26 protein-coding genes, 2 pseudogenes and 1 riboswitch are annotated in these 22,959 nt (G+C 32.5%); of the genes and pseudogenes, 11 read left to right on the top strand and 17 right to left on the bottom strand.

Annotated features, from left to right (window positions below; all coding sequences use genetic code 11):
- From QQM35_RS02640 to QQM35_RS02585, 12 genes and pseudogenes are all read right to left on the bottom strand, one after another.
- A complete protein-coding gene (locus QQM35_RS02640) occupies positions 1 to 1,002 on the bottom strand; it encodes a ThiF family adenylyltransferase (protein WP_342610478.1) in 1,002 nt (333 codons plus the stop codon).
- Positions 999 to 1,766 (bottom strand): thiazole synthase, encoded by a 768-nt coding sequence (locus tag QQM35_RS02635; RefSeq protein WP_251517125.1) that lies wholly within the window; start codon positions 1,764 to 1,766, stop codon positions 999 to 1,001. The genes QQM35_RS02640 and QQM35_RS02635 overlap by 4 nt, the downstream gene beginning before the upstream one ends.
- 1 nt (position 1,767) lies before the next feature.
- The gene (thiS, locus tag QQM35_RS02630; protein WP_251517123.1) at positions 1,768 to 1,968 is read right to left on the bottom strand and encodes a sulfur carrier protein ThiS; all 201 of its coding nucleotides are present in this window, start codon (positions 1,966 to 1,968) and stop codon (positions 1,768 to 1,770) included.
- On the bottom strand, positions 1,946 to 3,073 hold the full coding sequence (gene thiO, locus QQM35_RS02625; protein ID WP_251517121.1) for a glycine oxidase ThiO: 1,128 nt from the start codon (positions 3,071 to 3,073) through the stop codon (positions 1,946 to 1,948). Before thiO ends, thiS begins: the two co-directional genes overlap by 23 nt.
- Positions 3,066 to 3,650 (bottom strand): thiamine phosphate synthase, encoded by a 585-nt coding sequence (locus QQM35_RS02620; protein WP_251517119.1) that lies wholly within the window; start codon positions 3,648 to 3,650, stop codon positions 3,066 to 3,068. The genes thiO and QQM35_RS02620 overlap by 8 nt, the downstream gene beginning before the upstream one ends.
- A gap of 69 nt (positions 3,651 to 3,719) precedes the next feature.
- Positions 3,720 to 3,830: riboswitch (TPP riboswitch) on the bottom strand.
- Positions 3,831 to 3,931: 101 nt separating this feature from the next.
- Positions 3,932 to 5,419: a xylulokinase gene (xylB, locus tag QQM35_RS02615; protein ID WP_342610477.1), complete on the bottom strand. Its 1,488-nt coding sequence runs from the start codon at positions 5,417 to 5,419 to the stop codon at positions 3,932 to 3,934.
- A gap of 158 nt (positions 5,420 to 5,577) precedes the next feature.
- Complete coding sequence (locus QQM35_RS02610) at positions 5,578 to 6,501, bottom strand: AEC family transporter (RefSeq protein WP_251517115.1); 924 nt, start codon at positions 6,499 to 6,501, stop codon at positions 5,578 to 5,580.
- A 92-nt stretch (positions 6,502 to 6,593) separates the two neighbouring features.
- Positions 6,594 to 6,680: pseudogene (locus QQM35_RS02605) on the bottom strand (hypothetical protein); the annotation flags it as partial.
- 214 nt (positions 6,681 to 6,894) lie between these two features.
- Positions 6,895 to 7,350, bottom strand: coding sequence for a MarR family winged helix-turn-helix transcriptional regulator (locus QQM35_RS02600; protein ID WP_251517113.1), 456 nt, complete (start codon positions 7,348 to 7,350; stop codon positions 6,895 to 6,897).
- A 26-nt stretch (positions 7,351 to 7,376) separates the two neighbouring features.
- On the bottom strand, positions 7,377 to 8,810 hold the full coding sequence (locus tag QQM35_RS02595; RefSeq protein WP_251517111.1) for a YhgE/Pip family protein: 1,434 nt from the start codon (positions 8,808 to 8,810) through the stop codon (positions 7,377 to 7,379).
- 225 nt (positions 8,811 to 9,035) lie between these two features.
- Positions 9,036 to 9,506: a peptide-methionine (S)-S-oxide reductase gene (locus tag QQM35_RS02590; protein ID WP_251517109.1), complete on the bottom strand. Its 471-nt coding sequence runs from the start codon at positions 9,504 to 9,506 to the stop codon at positions 9,036 to 9,038.
- Between the two features lie 102 nt (positions 9,507 to 9,608).
- Positions 9,609 to 10,547 (bottom strand): annotated as a pseudogene (locus QQM35_RS02585) (ADP-ribosylglycohydrolase family protein).
- 333 nt (positions 10,548 to 10,880) lie between these two features.
- Here QQM35_RS02585 and QQM35_RS02580 point away from each other — a divergent pair.
- A complete protein-coding gene (locus QQM35_RS02580) occupies positions 10,881 to 11,834 on the top strand; it encodes a rhodanese-related sulfurtransferase (protein ID WP_342610476.1) in 954 nt (317 codons plus the stop codon).
- Positions 11,835 to 11,903: 69 nt separating this feature from the next.
- On the opposite strand, the gene QQM35_RS02575 is transcribed toward QQM35_RS02580, so the two are convergent.
- Positions 11,904 to 12,743, bottom strand: a complete 840-nt coding sequence (locus QQM35_RS02575; protein ID WP_251517105.1) for a YitT family protein — start codon at positions 12,741 to 12,743, stop codon at positions 11,904 to 11,906.
- A gap of 195 nt (positions 12,744 to 12,938) precedes the next feature.
- Here QQM35_RS02575 and QQM35_RS02570 point away from each other — a divergent pair, with 195 nt between their 5' ends.
- A complete protein-coding gene (locus QQM35_RS02570) occupies positions 12,939 to 13,157 on the top strand; it encodes a hypothetical protein (RefSeq protein ID WP_251517103.1) in 219 nt (72 codons plus the stop codon).
- A 64-nt stretch (positions 13,158 to 13,221) separates the two neighbouring features.
- Here QQM35_RS02570 and QQM35_RS02565 read toward each other — a convergent pair whose 3' ends face one another.
- From QQM35_RS02565 to QQM35_RS02555, 3 genes are read right to left on the bottom strand one after another with little or no spacing between them, the layout of a single operon-like run.
- Positions 13,222 to 14,829 (bottom strand): tetronasin resistance protein, encoded by a 1,608-nt coding sequence (locus tag QQM35_RS02565; protein WP_342610475.1) that lies wholly within the window; start codon positions 14,827 to 14,829, stop codon positions 13,222 to 13,224.
- Positions 14,830 to 14,852: 23 nt separating this feature from the next.
- On the bottom strand, positions 14,853 to 15,734 hold the full coding sequence (locus QQM35_RS02560) for an ABC transporter ATP-binding protein (protein ID WP_251517099.1): 882 nt from the start codon (positions 15,732 to 15,734) through the stop codon (positions 14,853 to 14,855).
- 29 nt (positions 15,735 to 15,763) lie between these two features.
- Positions 15,764 to 16,387 carry a TetR/AcrR family transcriptional regulator gene (locus tag QQM35_RS02555; RefSeq protein WP_251517096.1) on the bottom strand — a complete coding sequence of 208 codons (624 nt, stop codon included), beginning with the start codon at positions 16,385 to 16,387 and terminating at the stop codon, positions 15,764 to 15,766.
- 189 nt (positions 16,388 to 16,576) lie between these two features.
- Here QQM35_RS02555 and QQM35_RS02550 point away from each other — a divergent pair, with 189 nt between their 5' ends.
- Complete coding sequence (locus tag QQM35_RS02550) at positions 16,577 to 17,002, top strand: MaoC/PaaZ C-terminal domain-containing protein (RefSeq protein ID WP_251942398.1); 426 nt, start codon at positions 16,577 to 16,579, stop codon at positions 17,000 to 17,002.
- Positions 17,003 to 17,065: 63 nt separating this feature from the next.
- Here the strand turns inward: QQM35_RS02550 and QQM35_RS02545 are convergent, their stop codons facing one another.
- Entirely contained in the window at positions 17,066 to 17,761 is a 696-nt protein-coding gene (locus QQM35_RS02545) for a transglycosylase family protein (protein ID WP_342610474.1), read from the bottom strand.
- Positions 17,762 to 18,199: 438 nt separating this feature from the next.
- Between QQM35_RS02545 and QQM35_RS02540 the strand changes: the two genes are divergently transcribed.
- The 8 genes from QQM35_RS02540 (at position 18,200) to QQM35_RS02505 (ending at position 22,386) form a co-directional block, all read left to right on the top strand.
- Positions 18,200 to 18,874 (top strand): IS6-like element IS257 family transposase, encoded by a 675-nt coding sequence (locus tag QQM35_RS02540; RefSeq protein ID WP_060550996.1) that lies wholly within the window; start codon positions 18,200 to 18,202, stop codon positions 18,872 to 18,874.
- Between the two features lie 115 nt (positions 18,875 to 18,989).
- A complete protein-coding gene (locus tag QQM35_RS02535; RefSeq protein WP_342610473.1) occupies positions 18,990 to 19,739 on the top strand; it encodes a hypothetical protein in 750 nt (249 codons plus the stop codon).
- 376 nt (positions 19,740 to 20,115) lie between these two features.
- Positions 20,116 to 20,511, top strand: a complete 396-nt coding sequence (locus tag QQM35_RS02530; protein WP_342610472.1) for a hypothetical protein — start codon at positions 20,116 to 20,118, stop codon at positions 20,509 to 20,511.
- A gap of 75 nt (positions 20,512 to 20,586) precedes the next feature.
- Entirely contained in the window at positions 20,587 to 20,943 is a 357-nt protein-coding gene (locus tag QQM35_RS02525; RefSeq protein ID WP_342610471.1) for a hypothetical protein, read from the top strand.
- A gap of 13 nt (positions 20,944 to 20,956) precedes the next feature.
- A complete protein-coding gene (locus QQM35_RS02520) occupies positions 20,957 to 21,208 on the top strand; it encodes a hypothetical protein (RefSeq protein WP_046467673.1) in 252 nt (83 codons plus the stop codon).
- Positions 21,209 to 21,243: 35 nt separating this feature from the next.
- Positions 21,244 to 21,603, top strand: coding sequence for a hypothetical protein (locus QQM35_RS02515; RefSeq protein ID WP_342610470.1), 360 nt, complete (start codon positions 21,244 to 21,246; stop codon positions 21,601 to 21,603).
- A gap of 165 nt (positions 21,604 to 21,768) precedes the next feature.
- Positions 21,769 to 22,011, top strand: a complete 243-nt coding sequence (locus QQM35_RS02510; RefSeq protein ID WP_342610469.1) for a hypothetical protein — start codon at positions 21,769 to 21,771, stop codon at positions 22,009 to 22,011.
- Positions 22,012 to 22,143: 132 nt separating this feature from the next.
- Entirely contained in the window at positions 22,144 to 22,386 is a 243-nt protein-coding gene (locus QQM35_RS02505) for a hypothetical protein (RefSeq protein WP_233666184.1), read from the top strand.
- Positions 22,387 to 22,959: the final 573 nt, after the last annotated feature.

Here is a 22,959-nt window from a genome sequence, read left to right as displayed (position 1 = left end):
CTATTTCAAGCTTTTTAACAACGTATGATATAACGCTTCAGCTTCACCCTCTTGTTGTATACCGTATACATTCATACGCCCATCTTTAAATAAGGTCATTTCATAGTCTTTATAAGTCATCACTTTAGCAAATGGATTACTTTTCAACACACGTGTAGGGAGATACGCTACATGGTCGAAAGTATTACTATTAAATCTAAATAAGAAGACGTCACCACAACGTCCTTCAATTTTATTTTCTGTACGTTGGTTTAATAATTCGTAATTACCTTTAGCGCATACTGGACATTCAGAATCTTTCAATTGGTCGATATTTAAAGTACGATAATTAAATTCAAAGCAATCTAATGTGATTAATTTTCTAGAAAATCCATGTCCTGAGAGCCACCTTAATAGTTCTGATACTTGCATACTTGCAACTTGTTGAACTGCTGGTGGTAATACACCATTAATCGCACAACTTTCTCCTGTTTCAGGGATGGTTTGTAGCATGCATTTTAAACAAGGACCTTGATAATCTATCGCATAAACTGTACCTTTACTACCTACAGCAGCACCGTATATCCATGGTAATTGTAATTTGTGGCATGCTTCGTTGATTAAATATCGTATTTTAAAATGATCCATGCCGTCCATCACTATATTTGGGTTTACATTCGCAATTATTTCTTCAATGTTAGTATTCATCAGCTCTTGATATAACGCCTCTACCTCAACCTCTGAATTAATTTGTGTTAAGTGTTGTTGCAAAGCAATCACTTTAGGTAACATGTCCTGTGCATCGTATTCGTCATAAGTGGCTTGGCGATGCAAATTATCTATTTCTACGATATCCATATCAACTACCGTCAATTTACCGACGCCCATTCGAACTAACATCTCAGCACAATGACTGCCTAATGCGCCTGCACCCAATATCATGATATGTTGAGTTCCGAGTTGTTGTTGGCCTTGTTCACCAAAGCCATGAAATCGAGCTTGACGGTTATATCTCTGAATCATAAGAAACCTAAACCTTCTGTTGGACTAGATGCTTGAGCTGTATATTTAACAGGAATTCTTCCCGCTTCATAACTTAATCTACCAGCATTGATGCCAAGTTTCATTGCTTCAGCCATTTTCACAGGGTCTTTAGCACTAGATATAGCTGTGTTGAGTAAGATGCCATCTGCACCGAGCTCCATAGCGTGACAAGCATCTTTAGGAGAGCCGATACCTGCATCAACAATTACAGGGACATTCACTTTTTCAACAATATAGCGAAGGTTGAGTGGGTTATTGATACCTCTTCCTGTACCAATTGGTGAAGCTAGTGGCATAACTGCATGCACGCCTAATTCTTCTAGTCGTTTTGCTAATACGACATCGTTAGAAATGTAAGGACATACTGTGTAACCTTTATCTAGTAATACTTTACAAGCTTCAACTGTTTCTAATGGGTCTGGCAATAGTGTTTCATCATCGCCGATTACTTCAACTTTAATCATGTCACATACGCCTGCATGATTTGCAATTTCAGCTATACGAATCGCTTCTTTAGCTGATTTCGCACCTGCCGTATTTGGAAAAGTGACAAAGTTTGATAAATCTACTTCTGCTAATGGGTTTGGTAAGTCTTTGTCATATAAATTCATTCGACGTACTGCGAAAGTCAATACTTCAGTTTCTGATGCTTTAATCGCTGAAGTTTGTATTTCCTGATTCTCAAATTTACCTGTTCCTAATAATAACCTAGAGTTTAATTCAAATTGTCCAATTTTTAACATTTTATCCGCCTCCTACAAATTCTAATAATTCTAATCGATCTTGTTCTCTAACGATTTGATTGGGGAATTGTTCTCTCTTAATCAATTGTTCATTGTGCTCGACAATCACACGTTGTTCATCTAATTCAAGGCTTTGGAGAATCTCTTGAATATTCATTGATTGATCGAAAGTAAATTGATCACCATTGATGATGCAATGCATTGCGTTGCCTCCTTTCTATCTGAAAGCTTTCTAATATTTGAGGTCTATGCTGATTAAGTATCCATTGACTCATCAGTTCACCGATAATCGGCGAAAGTAATATTCCATTACGGTAATGACCTGTAATGACAAATAAATCTCTTGAAACTTCATCCATAATAGGTTGTTCATTTGTGCAATAAGGTCTTACCCCTGACCATTGCTTTAAGATTTTACTTTCTTTTAATCCTGGGACATGTTTGGTAGCACGCTCTAATAACCAATTTCTTCCTTCCTCAGAAACACCAACTGAGTAATCATCAAAATAGCTCGTTGCTCCTATTAAATAACGGTCTTTTTGTTTAGGGACGATATAACAACCGCTTGTCGTAAACAATGTAGTATCGAGATTGAGGTGTGGTTGTTCGACTAACAATACTTCTCCTTTAACACCTGTCACGCATTTATCTTGGATGTATGACCCTAATAATTGGCCACTCCAGGCACCACCAGCTACGACAACTTGTTGACCGATTAACACATCGTCTTGTGTTAATACTTTGTATCCTCCACCTTCGACTGATTGAATTGATTCGACCTCCGTTTTAAAGATACGGTCGATATTTCGTCTTTTTAATGAATGAAATAATGCTTTCGTATAATAATTTGCATTAATTTGATGGTCGTCTGGAATGTACATTGCTGTCCGGTTAGCTAAATGGCTATTACCACCTGTTAATTGATGCATACGATCTTCATTTAATAGCTCAACATCAGGATTATGTTGATGTAAAAATTGATATTGTTGTTCAATTGTAACGTTATCATTAGACTCATCAGCTAATTTGATGAGACCACTTTCGATATATTGAATATCAATACCAACTTCAGAATTTAATTCGTCACTCAAAGTTTTAAACATCTTTTGTGAACGTGTGGCGAGTTTGAATAAGTCACTATCTTCCAGAAATTCATTCTGAGCACCTAACATGCCACCCGCCTTATAAGAAGCATGCATACCAGGAACATCACGATCAATCACTGCAATATGCAAACCCGCTTCACTTAGCTTTCTCGCAACGGACATGCCCATCACACCAGACCCAATAACGATGACATCATACATAATCTTGCCACACCTCCTTTAAAGCACTCAGTTCATCCTCATGCGCTTTATCAAAAATTGAAATGCCTGCAATTCCACTAAACCCTTGAGGTAAATGTTTGAGTGTCTTACTGTTTATCCCACCTAGCGCTATTATGGGAATATCGTATTTCAATACACTAGAAATTTCTTGATCCGTTCTAGGTGGTTGACCAGGTTTAGACCCTGTTTCAAAAATATGACTAAACAATACAAAGTCTAAGCCTAGCGATTGTGCCTCACCCACGGAAGTTTCATAATGTGTTGATGCACTTACTTGAACGTTTGGATTATCTTGTTTAAATTGTGCTATTCTCGCATCTTGCTCTTTAAAATGAATTGCCCATAGTTCACATCGTTCAAGCACATCGATGTCACTATGAATAATGATTTTGTTTATAGGAAAGTAATTAAGTTTTAACTGTTCAATCCATTCGACTAAAAGTTCAACTTCCATCGGGGTCCGAATCATTAGAAAGTCTATATCTTGCTCAATCCTTCGATAATGTTCAATATCATGCTCATTTAATACTTTATACGGTGTAATCGCAATAAACATTTCCTCACCTCTATACAAAAAAACGTTATCTTTCCCGTAGGAAAAATAACGTTTAATAAAAGTATTTCGCTGATAGTAACGCCACTTTCCTACGCCAGTATAAACTGGATCAGGTTCAAGGAATTCCTCCGTCGTTACTTCGGTCTCAGCCCTTCTTCAAAGGCACTTCCAGTGGTTTATATATAATTTATAGTTTTTCGTTGTAATTTAATATAATTGTCATTCACATTTAACTTCATAATATCTTTAATTAGACGAGAATTCAACTCTAAAAGTTCAACTTAACGTGAACGTTTTAAGAGCTCTGATGTAATTGATTGTGTTTGTTGATAAACGTTTTGATAAATATCGAAATAGTTCATATACTGTTCATGCATTTTTGGGTCAGGTTTAAAAGTTGTGTCATAAACAATAAATTGATTTAACACGGCTTCCAAACTTTCGTACCAGCCTAGACCATTTACTGCTATAATCGCTGCCCCCATGCTTGGTCCTTCTTCATATTTTAATTTACTCACTTTTGTATTAAATACGTCTGCTTGTAATTGTAACCAGAAATTACTTCTAGCACCGCCACCAATGGCAACAACATGATCAATAGACTTTCCTTGGGATCGTAAATATTGAATAGAATCAAATAATGAGTATGTTACACCTTCAATTACTGCACGCGCCAAATCATTGTTTGTATGCATCACACTTAAGCCAATGAAACTACCTCTTATTGATGAATCTCCATGGGGCGTACGTTCACCTGACAAGTACGGTGTAAATAGCAACCCTCTACTTCCTACAGTTGATTGGCTCGCCATTTTAACAATTTCTGGATAATCAAACTGCGTTAACACATTATTCTTCAACCAATTTAGACTGCCACCAGCTGCTAATGTGACTCCCATTACATAGTCCATATCGTCTAACACGTGGTTAAAGTAATGCATATTATGTCTATATTCTTTACTTTGTTGATCTTCACATGACAATACAACACCTGAAGTGCCGATGCTACAAAGCGTGTCATTCGGATGGATAATACCAGCTCCAAGTGCTCCGCAAGCATTATCTCCTCCACCTGCAAACACTGCTACATCTTCGTTCAATCCTAACTCCTCTGCAACAAGCTTATCTACCATTCCTACAAAGTCTTGTGACGCAACAAGTTCGGGACAAATATCGCCAATTCCAAACAGATCTGCAATATCTTTGCGCCACTTCTTCTCCTTTGGATCTAGTAACAATGTACTTGAAGCATCAGAATATTCCATATGAACGTTGCCTGTTAATTTAAAGCGTACATAATCTTTAGGTAACATGAATGTTTTGATCTTACGCCAGTTATCAGGTTCGTTATCTTTCACCCATAACAACTTCGTTAATGTAAAGCCTTCTAACACTGGATTAGACACCACGTAGTCTCCTATTGTTCGAATGATTTGTTCACATTGTGGTGTAGAACGCGTATCATTCCACAATATCGCTGGTCTTATAGGCTGATTATGTTCATCAATAATAACTAAACTGTGCATTTGCCCTGAAAAAGATAATCCTTTAACTACGGCGTGCTTCATTTCATTTTGAGTTAATAACTGTTTAATCGCAGAGATTGTTGCTTGATACCAATCATCTGGATGTTGCTCACTATAGCCAGGTTGTAATTGCATGACTTCTAAAGGCTCGCTCTTCGTTTGAAGTACGTGACCACCTTTATCGACTGCAATCACTTTCACAGAACTCGTACCAATATCAATACCTAAAACAACGTCTGTCATTTTTCCAACCGTTCCTTTTTGAATTTATTTTATTGCTTTGGGAAAATTGCTTAATTTAAATATTCATTATATTTATAACACGATAAAAAATAAAATCAAATATATCGAGATAGAATGCTTTAACTTTAAATTAAAAATGCAACGGGACACTAACATTTTTAAAATAACAGTTTGGAACAATAAATCACGACAACTACGGTTATAGCACTTAATAAAGTTGATAAAAATACGATTTCTGCAGCTAATTCTGGATTATTATCGTATTCTTGAGCAATCACCGAACTATTAACTGAGGTTGGCATAGCTGAAGCAATAAATAACGTTTGTGCAATAACACCATCAATGCCCATAATTTTTATGATAAAGAATGCGATGACCGGTCCAACAACGAGTCGTATGAATATAAAAATATATGCGCGTGACCATTTCAATTTCATTTTAATTTTAGAAATTTGGGCACCTAATAATATTAAAGCTATCGCGATCATTGCATCCGCTACATAATTCGCTGGGGTCCATATAAATTTAGGTATAGGGATATTGGCATAATTTAAAATTAATGCAAACAATAATGCGTAAAGTACAGGCATCTTCAAATAACCAAGCAGTGCTTTCAATTTACCTACTTGTATTTTCTGTATTGCGAAAATACCATAAGAAAAAGTGAAGATATTTTGTAAAGACAATACGATGACTTGAACTGACATTGCAATCGGGTCACCTTTAAACACGAGATCGTTTACAGGTACACCATAATTACCAGAATTAAAAAATAAAATACTATTTTTTAAAGTTGTCGCTTCACCTTCTTCAACATTTCCTAATTTAGTAATTAACCATCCAATTATATAAAGTACGAGGACATAAAGTACAAAAAACAAAGCAATATAAAGCAACATACTAAATTTAAAATCTGTCTTGTAAAACTTAACAAAGATATAGCCTGGTACAAAGACATAAATATTGAGTTTAGCTAACGTATTTAAATTGAGTTGGAATTTCTTGTGTAAGATGTACCCCAAGCCAATCATAATGAATATCGGTAATAACACCGATTGAAAAATAAATAACATTGCACTCATCACGCATCCTCCTTTTTCTATAACTACTCACAAACTGAAGCATGATGATACATTTATCTTTTAACTATGTGAACGACTGATGAAATACTTTATTTCTTATTTTTACGTTTTTTCTCTTCCATGATGGATAATATTATAAATCCGATAACAAATATTGGGGATAACATTACTAATATCATCATTTTAACTCACCTCAAAATTTTCCTTCCGTTTTCTTAATTAAAGCTAGTATATATTAATTTAAAGCGATTTAGTTTAATTTTACGATTTTTATACATCAATATCATTGGTTTTGCTTTAATTTTATTATGCAATGACCTAATCGTATTACTTATATTTTAACATTAAAAAAAGAAGACATTTCACTCTTTTGAATGAAATGCCTTCTAAAGTTTACTTTTTATTTTTCTTAAATACATCGTCGATATGGGTTAATTGATCAACGAATTGTTCTATTTCTGCTTGGGTGAAGTGTTGTACTAATCTTTCTTTCACAGCTTCTGTCATAACGGCGGTAGCTTTTTGTAAAAACTGCTCACCCTCGTCACTTAATTGGATTAACTTAATTCTTTTATTTTCGGTATGTGCTCGCGTAACGTAGCCCATTTCTTCTAACTTACTAATACGTTTGGATGCCGCCGTTTTAAAAATATTTTGCAGTGCTGCAAGTTCATTAATCGTCACTTTGCCCTCAATTTGTATAATACGCATGGCTTCAATTTGTTCGCGTGAAAGTAAATTATCTAAACCTGTTTCTTTAACAATGCCGACAATTTCCTTATTCAAGCGCAACATGACGATTTGAAACCTATTGATTGCCTCTTCAATCGTTTGATCCATATTTTCCATTATAGATCCCCCTTGTTATGAAATCCTTATTTAAAGTTCATCGTAAATGGCAGTTTTTCTCTTTTATGAAACCATGTTAACACTATGAATTGTAATATCATCATCACGATAATGATAGAAATTAGCACAATCATTACGACAGTATAGCTGTAATGTCCTGCATTTGTAAAAATAGCTTCTCTGTATCCTTGAATAGCATACGACATTGGTGAAAACGGATTGATGACTTTAAAGAATTTAGCTGAGAGATCTATAGGAAACATACCTTCGCTCGAACTTAGTTGTAATACTAATAATATCATTGATAAAAACAACCCAATTCTATCAAGTAGCAGTACTAGGAACGACGTAATTGTGATTGCTGTAATACCCCATACCATTCCATTTAAAAAGAATAATCCTACACGATCAATTGGCATTTGCAATGCGAAAATAACCCAACAACTCATTAACAATGCGGCTACCGCACCTTGTATTACATAAAGTGTAAACTTGCCTGTAAGTTGTTTCAAAGGTGACACATCTTTAGTAATTGTCTTTCTTAGTGGATATACGGCACTAAACGATAGAGCAACTACAAATAAACTTACACTTGCCATATATGGAACGATTGATTCACCATAGTGGTCTACTGAAGTAGGATTGTTTTCAGTCGTTTTCGTAACTTCATTGATAGCTTTTTCATTGTTTTTCTCTAAATATGTGCCATTTTGTTGTGCGATTGAATTATCTAATTTTGATTTTAGTTCATCGTTATTTTTCTTAAGTTGATTTAAACCATCTGTTACATCTTGGTTGCCTGAAATTAATTTTTGAGCCGGTTGGCCGACCTGTGGTTCAAGTTGTTTTAAACCGTCCGTAACTTGTTGATTACCTGAAAGTAATTTAGATTCTGAGTGAGACATTTTACCTAATGCATCAGACATATCTTGATTGCCTGACTTGGATTTACTAGCACTAGCGAACATGTCCTCTAGATAATTGGAGCGAATATTTTGTTTAATAGAATCTGTTACAGTATTAATAGCTTTTTGTGATATTTGACTACCTGTGTAACTTGATCCAGGGTTGACTTGTGTTTCTAAATTAATTTTTTTAGGGTGTTTATTTAATAAAGTTGTCGCATTTTGTGAAGCATTTTCTGGAATAATGATAGTTCCAGTGGCTTCACCTGTTTTCAATTGATCAGCTGCCTTTTTTTCTGATACTTCTTGGAATTTAAAATTATCTTTGTCTTTTAATTTATCTACTAAATCATCACCAATCGTCACCTTCTTACCATTTAACTTTGCTGGTTTATCGTGGTTGACGATTGAAATTTTTAAGTTCTCTGTTTTTTCGTAAGGATTATAAATGGATCCTACAAATAAAGCAACATAGATTGTTGAAACTAACGCTATTGCAATAAGTGATACCAACAACATCTTATTTCTTAAAATAAATTTTAATTCATTAAACATATTTACCTTCCTTTTTCTATAGTACACCTGTTGTACTAATCGTTTTAAATTTATATAAGCACCCTTATTTTTATCGTTAACACCCAAAACAGTACACCCTGTGTACCATTACTCAAAAAAAATAATCCCAATAAAAGTTACAGATTAGAAATTTAGTACACCCCATGTACAATTAAGCATATTACTCCCTTTTAATTTTAATGTCAAGAAAAATTTACAATTAATTTACTTGTATTTATTCATTAAAATTGGTGGTATATGACAGTAATCATTGGGATATTTTTCTAAATGGTTTTGATGAATGTCTGCGCTTTTTACATAATTGCTTAAAGGTTTTACTTCGACCATAATACGTTCTTTATCATTTCGTTCATTTATAAATGCTTGAGCGACTTCTAAATGTGAAGCATCCTCACTGTAAAATCCTGTACGATATTTTGGACCTACATCTTCGCCTTGGTGGTTAACTGCATAGGGATCTATAATTTCAAATAAATAATTCATTAAATCTGACACTGACACTTGATGTGGATCATACGTAGTCTTCACGCATTCTGCATAACCATCGTATTCACCATCTAACGTATTTGTGTCACCATTCGCTCTGCCCGCTTCCGTTTCAATTACACCAGGCAACGTATTAATAAATGCTTGTACACCCCAGAGACATCCTCCAGCAAGATAAACTGTTTCCATTAAAATCCCTCTCTTAACAAGTATATAATTCAAAAATGCTCATGCGTTAAACTCACATGTATACAATGAAAATGAACGCATCAGCATAATTTAGTTTAATATTTATAAATCTAACATATCATAATAATTCCCACATACAGATTCAATAAGTGCTTTATTTCTTATTTGATGTAGCCATTCATCAGGAATATTATCATAACCGTAATAAAGCGCAGCAAGTTGTCCTACAATAGATGCAATTGTATCTGTATCTTCCCCTAGATTCACGGCTTGAAGTACGATTTCTTTATAGTCATCCCCTTGCATAAAGCATCAAATGACCGCTTCAAATGTATGCACAACATAACCTGAAGATGGAATTGCTTCAATATTTTTACCTTTTATCGTTGGACTGAGAACGCTTTTGTAAAATTGTTGATATTCCTTATTCAATTTTGCATATGAATGCTCACTAGATAAAAATTGAGTAATACGTTGCTCAGTTTCAATTATAATATCCTCTTTATCACGATTATCTTGTTCTAAATATTGAATAACAGTTTCTAACAACTGCAAATATACAAAACAACCAACAACTGAACGTTCATGACCATGTGTCAAACTAGAATATCGACGAGCTAGTGTTAAACACATTTTCATTCCCTGCCCATAAGTTAGAGGGAGGATTGCTGCAATTCTCATCAATGAACCATTGCCATTACTTCGTTCATCACTTAAACCGCAATGTTCTGCATCTGTCTCCAAATATTTCCATCTTTCAATCGCATTTTGAGTTTGTATACCGATATCAAATAGACCTGACGACGTCGTCATATAGTCCTCTTCTGCATATGCTACAAATGCATCCATAAGCTGATTTAAAGTTGTGTGTTTGGCCACGTGTTCAACTGTACAGAGTGTCATTGAAATATCATCTGACCACGACCCAGCAGGTAAATCATAGGTCCCATTTCCTATCATTTCTTGCGCTTGAAATTGCCCTCTTAATTTAAACTCATACGGAACCCCTAATGCGTCCCCAACAACTCCTCCCCAAATCATTGATTTTAAATAATTATTTTTCATCACATATTCACACCTATCCCTACTTAATAACCATCTTGAAAGTGACTTATAGAAGAAATTCCATTTATTTCGTCGATTAAAGTACTCATTTTTCTAATTATTTTATCACACTCTATCGAAATATTTTCACTACTATTAAAAAAATTATAATTTCATTATTGAGTCACAAATATTGATTCATTATGTAAATTTGATAAAATATATATTTGAACTTTTTAATACGATTAATAATGATATATCGCATAATGCTTAATATATAGATAAAGATTTCATTTTAAGAAAATAAAAATTTAAAAGGAGCGTATAAATATGGATTATAGAGTATTGCTATATTATAAATATACAACAATTGATGACCCAGATACATTCGCAATGGAACATTTAGATTTCTGTAAAAGTTTAGACCTAAAAGGACGTATCTTAGTATCAACAGAAGGTATTAACGGTACTGTATCAGGTACAGTTGAGGCTACAGATCAATATATGGAACAATTAAAATCTGACGCACGTTTCGCTGATATCACATTTAAAATTGATAAAGCAGAAGGTCATGCATTCAAGAAGATGCACGTACGTCCACGCCAAGAAATCGTAGCTTCTGGCTTAGATAATGATGTGGATCCAACTGACGAAACAGGTAAATATCTTTCACCTAAAGAATTTAAATCTGCATTAGAATCAGAAGATACAATCGTTATCGATGCCCGTAATGATTATGAATATGACCTCGGACATTTCCGTGGGGCAGTTCGTCCTGATATTAGACGTTTCCGAGACTTACCTGAGTGGATTAAAGAGAATAAAGATCAATTCATGGATAAGAAGATCGTCACATATTGTACTGGTGGCATTCGCTGTGAAAAATTCTCAGCATTCTTATTGAAAGAAGGATTCGAAGACGTAAGCCAACTTGAAGGTGGCATCGCAACTTATGGTAAAGACCCTGAAACACAAGGTGATTTATGGGACGGTAAGATGTATGTCTTCGATGAACGCATTAGTGTCGACGTCAATAACGTTGAGAAGACAGTAGTCGGTAAAGATTGGTTCGACGGCACGCCATGTGAACGTTACATTAACTGTAGTAACCCTGAATGTAATAAACAAATCCTTTCATCTGAAGAGAATGAACACCGTCATTTAGGTGCTTGCTCGTATGAATGTGCAATCAATGAACGTAACCGTTATATTAAAAAGCATGATTTAAGCGAAGCAGAAATTGAGCAACGTTTAGAAAATTTCAAAACACCAATAAATCAATAAAATGATATATCAAAAAAACCCTTCAACACAAGTTGCAATTAACTTGAACCGTTGAAGGGTTTTTTTGATTTAATTTAATTTCATAAAGCCGTTACCTAACACATCTCTTACGTCGTGAATAACAAGAAATGCATTTTCATCATTCGCATTAACAATCTTCTTAATACGACCAACTTGGTTTTGGGCGACTACAACGTAAAGAACTTGGCTTTTTTCTTGGCCATATCCACCTTCACCATTTAATAACGTTGAACCGCGTCCCGTCTCAACATTAATTTGTTGGCTGATTTCTTTATTATATTTCGACATAATCGTAATTGCTTTTTTAGGATTGAACCCTTCAATGACGAAGGACATACTTTTCTCTACGATAAACAACATGATAATTGTATATAATACATTTTCAACAGGTAAGACTAGCAAGAATGAAAGTACAATCAATGTATCGAGTATAAATAAAGCTTGAGATGTCTTGATTTCAGTATATTTGTCTATAATCTTAGCAATAACTGAAGTGCCACCTATCGTACTGCGAGCAGAAATGACAAAACCTGTCCCCATACCTATTAATAAGCCTGAAAATACACAATTTATAAAATCAGAACCGATATGCAAATTGAATTTCTCTGTTAACCCAATAAAAAACGAACTTGAAATAACAGTGATTAACGTGTAAATTGCAGCAGTCTTGCTTAAATATCTCCAACCAATAATAATAACGATAATATTAATGATTAGAGAAGATAGTGCTGGTGAAATACCTAAAGTGTACTTAAGATTTAACGAAATCCCTACTGTTCCACCTTCACCGAGGTTAGAGGCAAGTATAAACGCATTTACACCAATTGCAATTAAAAATGTCCCTAACAAACAAAAGAAAATATTTTTTAAATGTACACGATATTCCAAAAATACTCACTCCTTTATCGCAGTCTATTTTAAAGCACAGAATAAAAATTATTGCTGAACACAATGTTCTATATTATTAAACATATATGACTCTTTCAAATTTTTAAATGGTCATTTTTAATTTAATGAGTATTTTTATATTTTATATGATTTATTTTACATTTATCGGGAACATAGAAATTGAGGGGGATGAATATGCCAAAAGTAGAAGAAAGAATGATGAAAGATTTAGAAGTTAAATCACCAAGAGCGCGTAGCGACGAAGAATTCGAGCAAGATTTACAGCTTAACGCATTTGAGCGCTTAGGTAAAGACGTCGTAATTATTGAAACATTATCAATTATGAATATTGTTTTTGTAGTAACTATTTTCAGTTTAATCGGTGCTATTTTATTTTTATTTAAACGTAATTAAAGCACAAAGGGACAATTAAAATGATAAGACCTACCCGCAAAAGTGGTAGGTCTTAATTTTTTGATCAACCTATTAAGTCTCTTCTTCTATATCCAATATATCCTAACACTATTAAGACAATGCTTATTATCATAATGATTGTAAAAGGCATGACCTCAAACTCATCTTTAGGCATCTGTGGCAGCAAGTTGAGCACTGAAGTATGCTCCAGCCATTCAGGGAAGTCTAATAGGTTACCGAAGTAATCAATAACGAACGTATAGATTAAATAAGCATAAGCGTATTTACCGAATTTCGGCGCCCACCCAAGTGCTAGTGCAGTTATTCCGATAAATAATACTACAAATGGCAAATCATTATAGCCTGCCGTAATAAAGTCCATTAATGCTAAGTCACTGTTATGTTTCATCGATGCTTGTGCTACAAGACCTAAACCTAATGTTGTCACAACTATACCTAGCAAACCACTTAGAATAGCTGTGATGATACCTGTCCAATAAACTTTACTTCGCGACACATGTGTTGCATAGATTTGAGTAAAGTGTAATTGCTTTTCTTCAGAATATAATTTATTTACTAATATCATAGGTAATATCGTCACTAAACTAATTAAGACCACCATAATCGTACTCGTAAATGATACCTCTAGTGAATGATCTTTTGATGCAAACATTTGTTGCATCATTTTATTATTCTCTAAGAAATCTTGCATATCTCCATAAATTGAACCATAAGCAGCTCCCATCAATATAAATGTGAGAAGCCACCAAAAGATTAGCCCTTTAGTTATTTTGAAAAATATACCAGGAATAGAAATGAGAAATTTAGAGGCATGTGCTTTCCCTTTACGTTCAGGAATAAAGCTCGAACCCATGTCTCGTGAATTTTCTAACATCATTGCAATGAATATTAAGAGGATACAAAGTATCAAATTATAAATGATTGGTGACCAGTTGTTATCTGTAAACGGATAAGTGAGGTATGCCCACCCTAGTGGATTAATCATTGAATAATCTTTATTCGAAACGTCTGTCCCTGCTCGGATAATATATAATATGCCAATGATACCAAGTGATAATCCATTGGCGGAGGATGATGTTGGCATTAATTGGGCCATGACTAGCGCAATACTTGTCCCAAACATACCTGCCATTCCGATTGTTATCCCAAAAATTATTGCACCTTTAACAGAAATTGTATCCATCTGATAACTTACTATTATCAAAGTACTTAGTAATGCTATCAACACATTAACAACTAGCATTTCAACGATGACTGCAAGTGAATTAGCTTGTCGTCCTATTTGATATGATCGAACCAATTCCGTAAGTCCCGACTCTTCTTCCTTACGTGTATGTCCAACCACATGTAAGACAGATAATATCAATGCTAATAACGCACAAAATAATAGCATTTCTTGTGCGTATAATGCCCCTAAAGTATAATCTGAACCTGAATTTATAGGCGTGGGACCGACCATTGAAATCATAGCAGGATTTTGAAATGTTTCATATAAACCTAGTAAAGCTTTGTCTTCACTCATTTCTTTAAAAGACGGTATAAAACCTACTGAAAATAATGTAACACATAAAATCCATAATAATAATTTCTTCCAATCGCGTTTAAGATATTGCAATAACAACATGTGCGAACCATTAAATCTTTCTTTCATCAACGAGGACCTCCTTTCATCATTTATTTCTCATAATGATGGATAAATAATTCTTCGAGTGTAGGTGGTTTTGATTCAACATTTTTGATATTCAGTTGCGTCGCTTTACTAAATACATGGTTAAGATCTTTCTTATCTACCGTAAAGGTTGCTTGATTATTACTCTGGCTGAAATCACTGACACCTTGTAAAGTTGATAATTGCGTAACATCTTCCTCTGTTTCGATTAATATTTTAGTACGCGTTAAGTGACGTAATTCATCGAGTGTGCCCGTCTCAATTACCTTGCCTTCTCTAATAATCGCAACTCTATCTGCCAAACGTTCTACCTCGCTTAAAATGTGGGAAGATAGTAAAATCGTTTTTCCAGCTTTTTTAAGCTTTTCAACTTCTTTTTGGAACACAACTTCCATCAACGGATCAAGACCAGATGTTGGCTCATCAAAAATATATAAATCTGAATCTACTGCCAGTGCTGCGATAAGACCGATTTTTTGACGATTCCCCTTGGAATAGCCTTTTGCTTTTTTTCTAGGATCTAATTCAAATCGTTTAATAAGCTCGTCACGTTTTTGTTGGTTTCCTTTACCGTGTAATTTCATAAATAAATCGATAATTTCGCCACCTGTTAAATTACCCCATAACGCAATATCACCTGGAACATAAGATAACCGTTTATGAATTTTTATACTTTGTTGCCAAACATCTTCGCCAAATATTTTAGCCTCCCCTCCGTCTTTTTTAATGGAACCTAATAAAATGCGCAACGTTGTGGACTTACCAGCACCGTTAGGACCAATAAACCCTAAGACTTCCCCCTCATTTATTGAAAAAGAAACATCTTGCAACGCTTTAAATTTACCAAAAGACTTGTGCAAACCATTGACTTTCATAATTTCTTCCATAGTCATAACCTCCCTTTGTTTAAAATGACCTATTTATAAAATGCACGTTTTAATATTTGGGCGTATGCGTTCCATTCCTTTAAATATTGATCACCAAATTGGGATATATCTTCAAAAGTTTCTATTTGTTGCATCGCTTTGTCTCCAGAACCTAACATTGTCCAATTTAGTATTTCTGTTGCTTTTTCTATATCTATATCATCACGAAACTTTGAATAATCTATATTGGAATATATCTTTTGCATCCCATGCTCATATAAAGTAGATAATTTACTTTCAATCATTGGTTTCACTTCTATTGATGTCTCATTAACTGTAGATTTTAGAAAATCAAATATCTCAGGGTGTGTTTTTTGAACTTTTAACTTTTGAAAGCCAACATTTTCAATCCTTTTAAATAAATCCGTTTCGTTCAGATCGATTTTTTCATACATTTCTTCTAATATTTGCACACTATAATCTATTAAATAGAGAAATAGGTCTTTTTTATTATTAAAGTAATTGAACAAAGAACCTTTTGAAATGTTGGCCTGTTTTACGATTTCATTTGTCGACGCTTTATCAAACCCGTTCTTTTCGAACGTTTTAATAGCGGCGTTAATAATTATTGTTTTTTTAGTGGTAGTTAAATTTTCGAATTTTGAATGAGTCATTATGAGTGCCTCCATATATAATGTGACCAGTTTGGTCAATTACAGATTACACCTTTTGACCATTTTGGTCAATTAGTTTTTAAAAATAAAAACATCCCTCATGATTTTTTGAACAAATTGGTTTTATAATATATATGGGTGTAGTTGTTTTAAATACATAATATATATAGAAAAGAAGTGATTACATATATGAAATTTGACGCATTTAATGTCGGCGATACTTTTAAAACAAATACATATCACATTACCGAAGAAGATATCATGCAATTTGCGACATTTTATGATCCACAGTATATGCATATTGATAAAGAGAAGGCAGAACAAGGACAATTTGGAGGTATTATAGCTTCTGGGTTTCAAACATTATCTTTGTCGTTTAAGTTGTGGGTTGAAACGGAAAATTATGGAGAAGATATTATTGCAGGTACACGCATGGATAACGTGAAATTTACTAAACCTGTGTTCCCTAACGACACAATATACGTCGTTGTCGAAGTAATTGATAAAAAATCAACAAAAAAAGAGAGCGGTTTACTCACAATACGCATGTCCACCTATAATCATCATGATCAACTCGTATTTAAAGGGGATTTAGCAACGATTATCGCTAAATAATATAGAAGAAGCCGATGAAGTCACTGACTTCATCGGCTTTTTTAAATTACATGATTAATTGAATTATGCAGTTACCCATTGTGAAGGGCCAGCTGTGTTGTAAAGATCCATTGCTGCTTGGTCTTGTACTGACTCTGGAGCTTTAGTTGGTGAAACACCTTTGTATTCATCAGGTGCTACTGAATCCCAAGTGCTTTGTAGGAATTGATATTTACCTGCTGCACCCGTAGATGGGTTAACAGCGTGAGTATCGCCACCTGATTCACGTTGAGCGATTTGTTTTAAGTGATCGTTAACTTGTACTGATGAACCTGAAGAAGCTTCGTTTGATGATGATTTGCTTGAAGTTTGTTGTGCTTCTTGGTTTGGTTGTTGTGTAGTTTCTTGTTTAGGTTGTTGCGTTGTTGATTGTTTTGGTGCTTCTTGTTGTGGTGATTGTTCAGCTGAAGCTTGTTTAGTTTGTTGTTGTGATTGGTGAGAAGTTTGGTCACCATGGTTTGCTGAACCTGGGCCATAACTCCATGACCAATATGTGCCATCTGATTCAAAGTCATAGTTTAATTTGTCATAGTTAAAGTTATAGTTATAAGAACCTTCATGTAAAGGTGCTTTGTTTAATTTTTCTGGGTTATGTTGAGCTGTATTCGCTAATTCAGCTTTATCTACATTTTGTTCTGCTGCGTCTGCTGAATGTCCTGCTGCAATTCCTGTAGCGCCTAATCCTAATGCTAATGTTGAAGTAATTAATGTTTTTTTCATTATATAAGTCCTCCTAATAAGGTAAATTGTTTTTTGATTAATTTGCTAATTACTACTGTAACATTCGAGAATAGGGCGTAGGTTACAGCGAAATAAAAAAAACACCTACTTCATTACACCAGAATTACATCATTCAATGCATATTACACGACTACTTTCGACGGCTGAAGACTGGCATGCACCTTTAGATTTATTTTAATTGACAAAAAATACTGTAACACATGTGAAATAAAGTATTCACACATATCTGATTTGAACGAATATTCATTTTATTATTCCTAGACTTTCACCTTTTATAAATGGAAAATCTTTGAAAGTTAATTTAGTTCGATTCATCTTATAAATTATTTACCCAACCTACCAATAAGAATATGCACAATCAGGTTCTGTTGCAAAGTTGAATTTATAGTATAATTTTAACAAAAAGGAGTCTTCTGTATGAACTATTTCAGATATAAACAATTTAACAAGGATGTTATCACTGTAGCCGTTGGCTACTATCTAAGATATGCATTGAGTTATCGTGATATATCTGAAATGTTAAGGGAACGTGGTGTAAACGTTCATCATTCAACGGTCTACCGTTGGGTTCAAGAATATGCTCCAATTTTATATCAAATTTGGAAGAAAAAGCATAAAAAAGCTTATTACAAATGGCGTATTGATGAGACGTACATCAAAATAAAAGGAAAATGGAACTATTTATATCGTGCCATTGATGCAGAGGGACATACATTAGATATTTGGTTGCGTAAGCAACGAGATAATCATTCGGCATATGCATTTATCAAACGTCTCATTAAACAATTTGGTAAACCTCAAAAGGTAATTACAGATCAGGCACCTTCAACGAAGGTAGCAATGGCTAAAGTCATTAAAGCTTTTAAACTTAAACCTGACTGTCATTATACATCGAAATATCTGAATAATCTCATTGAGCAAGATCACCGTCATATTAAAGTAAGAAAGACAAGATATCAAAGTATCAATACGGCAAAGAATACTTTAAAAGGTATTGAATGTATTTACGCTCTATATAAAAAGAACCGCAGGTCTCTTCAGATCTACGGATTTTCGCCATGCCACGAAATTAGCATCATGCTAGCAAGTTAAACGAACACTGACATGATATATTAGTGGTTAGCTATATTTTTTTACTTTGCAACAGAACCTTATATTTTAAATAGAGAATTTGATAAATAAAATTTAGAAGTCAGGTGGATTATTGATGTCTATTATAGAAATATTAATAAAGTTAAGTCCAGTAATAGGTATATTATTACCATATTGCATTAAATTAATAAGCAAAGTTTTTATAGGGAAAGATAATGTAAAGCTAATAACACGCAGCTTTACATTATCGATATTTACACTTATTAGTTCTATCATACTGTTAGTATTCATCATGCTACTCGCACATATAAAGATATCGAATAATGATACAGATATCATAAATGCTTTCACAATTTTAGTCTTAGTGATTTTATCATATGCTGCTTTAGCAAGCTTAATGATAAAACTATACTATAAATCCAAACATGCTTACTCTATTGCAGCAAATAGTATGAATGCAAAAAATCATAGTGAGCATATACAAAAGGTCTTTGATGAGCAATTAACCATTATTAGTAATAGAGTTGAGGATGGGAACTTTAAAATAGATGGTAAATTAAAATATATAGAAAGCCTAAAATATAAAAAGGAATCAAAGCAAACTAGGAATTACAGATGGTTTTCAATTATAAGTTGGCATGTTATACCATTAGGTTCACTAATAGCTATTTATAATTTAAACGGAACTCATTTTAATACGTGGTATGTAAGTATAAGCATATTGTCTTTATCTGTAATCATAAACAGTTTTATAATTCATTCAGATATTAAAATATTTGATGGAATTATACCATTAACAATGAAATTAGTAGAAAGACACCATAATGAATATAAGAAACAAATGAATAAATACTATAAAAAGTAATCTAAGTATTCTCTTATTTAAAGAGAATACTTTTTTATTTGTTTAAATTAAGACGCTGAGAAATGGATTACATTGCATCGAAAATTAAAAACTAAGGAGTGTTATACGTTTATGTTAGCAATTATGTTCACCTTAACTTTCATAATTTTTATGATTTCAGTAACATTTGAAATTTTTTACGAAGTATTATTAAAACCATTATTTAATATATATCTTAAGCATAATAATAAACATAAAATTATGGTTGATAAATCAACCAATTAGTAATTTACAAAATATTTCACTAAAAAGAAAGGTGATAATTATAGATCAGGGCATAAACATGTGAAGCAATATAGAAAAAATTAAAAAAGCAAAAGAAAAGAGGATATTTGTTATGAGTAGTTTTGTTCATACAGAAAAAGAATTTAATAAGTTAGGTAAATTTTTCAAAGAAGAAATAAAATTAGATTCAGAGCTAACAGATAATATTATATTTAATTTATATCAATTTGAAATAATCAGTGTAAATGCAAGATATAAAGAAAATAATCCTGCTGATATTCAAATGTACAAAGGTTTTAAGTATGATGAGTTAGAATTGTTAACTGGTTATGATGCTTTGAAGCTTTTAGATAGTATCAAGTACCAAGCAGCTGATATGAAATCAGAAATTCTTTGGGAAACTGTTTTGAATGTTCATCAAAAACTAACTAATGGCATTATCAAAGTTCAAAGTTTAGAAAAAGATTATCAAGAAACAGCAGACTATGAAATGTCTACATGTTGGTAATAACATTTAAAAGAAACGTTTATTAATCATAAACGTTTCTTTTTAATAATATAATTAAAAAATGGAGTGAATAAAATGAATCAAACATTAAAAGAAGAAATTAAAGATATAGGGTTCCAAACAGCCAACGTCGAAAAAGATCAATGGTATGAAGAAGATTTTGAAAATATCCAACGAACATTACTTAGTTTATATGATGGTATCTATGGATTAGATAATGATTCAAAACAATCATTTTTAGAAAATTTATTAATCGAACCTAGCAGAAGCAAATACTTGAAAGATAACTTTGAATATTTAGAACTATCCACTTTTGGTTTAATTGATGAGTTTGAATTTTGCGAAACTATGAATGATTTTGTGGAGTCGGTACTCGATGGTTATGGAGTTATAACGAAGAATAATTTTATTGTTACTTTACAAACATTATAAAGGAGACATTAATATGACAAAAGAAAATCAATATAGTCAATTTAAAAGTATGGTCAGTGATAAATTAGAAATTATCAAAGAACAAAACTTTTCAAACGATGATTTCGATGTCGATATATTTGGATGTATCGTTGAACTAACAACAATGATTTTTACTACTATAAGATTAACAGAAATAACAGAACAACAAATTGAAAATTTTATTAAACATGAAATCAATATGTCGCTTGATGAGTTATCTGAATTAGAAAATTCATTCTATTAATTATAAGTATATTAATAAAAATAGGAGTGATCAAAATGGTAAAAAAAGAATTTGGAAATTTAAATGTTGAGTTAGTAAAAGGTAATTATACAAATGGTAGATTAGCAATTAATATGTTAGATTGTGCTACAAAAGAAATTATGTGTAGTTTAACAGTGAATATTCCAGAAGCAATGTTTTTTGGTGAAGTATTAGAAGATACAAATACAAATGAAGCATTGGTAAATCATATTGATGGATTTGATTATGTTTTTATACTTCAATGGTTGGAAGATAATAATTTGATTGAAGATAACACTTTCGTTGGTGAAATACAAAGTGGTTTTAATTTCTATAAAGGTGTAGAGTTTAAATCGAATGTAATTTCAAACATGAGATCAATTGATGAATATTAGAGAGGACATTTTAGTTCTCTCTTTTTTTAAAATCAAATTATTCAATCAATGATTTGTATAATAATATTATTTCTGTAATACTCAAAATAAAATAATTAATAGTGATAGCAGAAGCTATCACTTAGTAAATAATAAAACAAAATAAAAACGAAAAGGATGATCTATATGAATAATAATAATATTAAAAATGTACTAGGGTATTTCGTTGAACAATTTAATACTAATAATGCGTATGAATATGAAGTAATTGATTTATATGACTTCGATAGCAGTAACGAATTTAATGTATCAGTTATCGAAAATTATGAAGGTAGTGCAGTAAACATGAAAGACATTTTGATTAATAAAAATCAAAAAGATTTATCAGTAAGTGACTTAAAAGATGCAGCTAAACAAATTTGTGCCTAATAAAAAGGGAACTATGTGTAATTACATAGTTCCCTCTTTTTTGTAATAGTTAAAATGAAATTAATTAATAGTGATAGCAGTAGCTATCACTTAGTAAATAATAAAATAATAAAAAAGGATAAGGTGATTACAATGAGTGAATTACAAGTAGGAAATATTTTAAATTATTATTTAGAAGAAGCAGATTTAAATTATAGAACATTTGATATTTATAACTTTGAAATTAATGATAAAGGTGAAGGTGTTTGGAATACAGATTATTCACAAGTTGAATTAGAGGGAGAATTTGGACAAAAAATTATTACGTTCAATAAAGATATTAAAGATCTATCTTTATTAGATTTAAGAAATGCAGTAAAAGAACTTTGTGCTTAATGCATAGGGTTCTTTTTTTAGTTTCCTCTTTTTTTAATGAATAAATCTAAAAGATAATACCAGTGTTACTTAATGAATTAAGTAACACTATTTTTATAATTTAAAAACTAAAAAGGAACTATTTAAATTATAAAAGTATATCTAATGTTCCTATTAGCGTCACATTTTCTATACATCTATTTGCTGATGAGCAGCTAAATAGAAGTACTAAATACTAATTTTCTCGTATTTAGTACTGTTTGATTGTAATAAAATCTCGTTATTCACTTTGACTTTATTACTAATCAATTATTTTTTATGCTAAAAGCAGAATAAAAAATAAGAGCATAAGGAAATCCAGTACCACTTTAGGTGGTATTCAGCATAGCTGAAGGATTATCTTATGTTCGTCTTGATTAAGTGTTCTTTTTAAAATTATCATAAACGCTGATATAACAATACTTATAGTTAATATTAAATAAGAATTGATCGATACTATAACCTCTAATATTGCATACTATTTACAATTGTTACAAGACCACTTTAAATTGTCTTAATACTATTATTTTTGTTGATTTCATAGGCTTCAGTCGA

It is taken from the genome of Staphylococcus hsinchuensis, assembly GCF_038789205.1.
Taxonomy (GTDB): domain Bacteria; phylum Bacillota; class Bacilli; order Staphylococcales; family Staphylococcaceae; genus Staphylococcus; species Staphylococcus hsinchuensis.
Note: the sequence above shows the minus strand (reverse complement) of the source record. Positions and strands in the feature narration are given on the sequence as shown.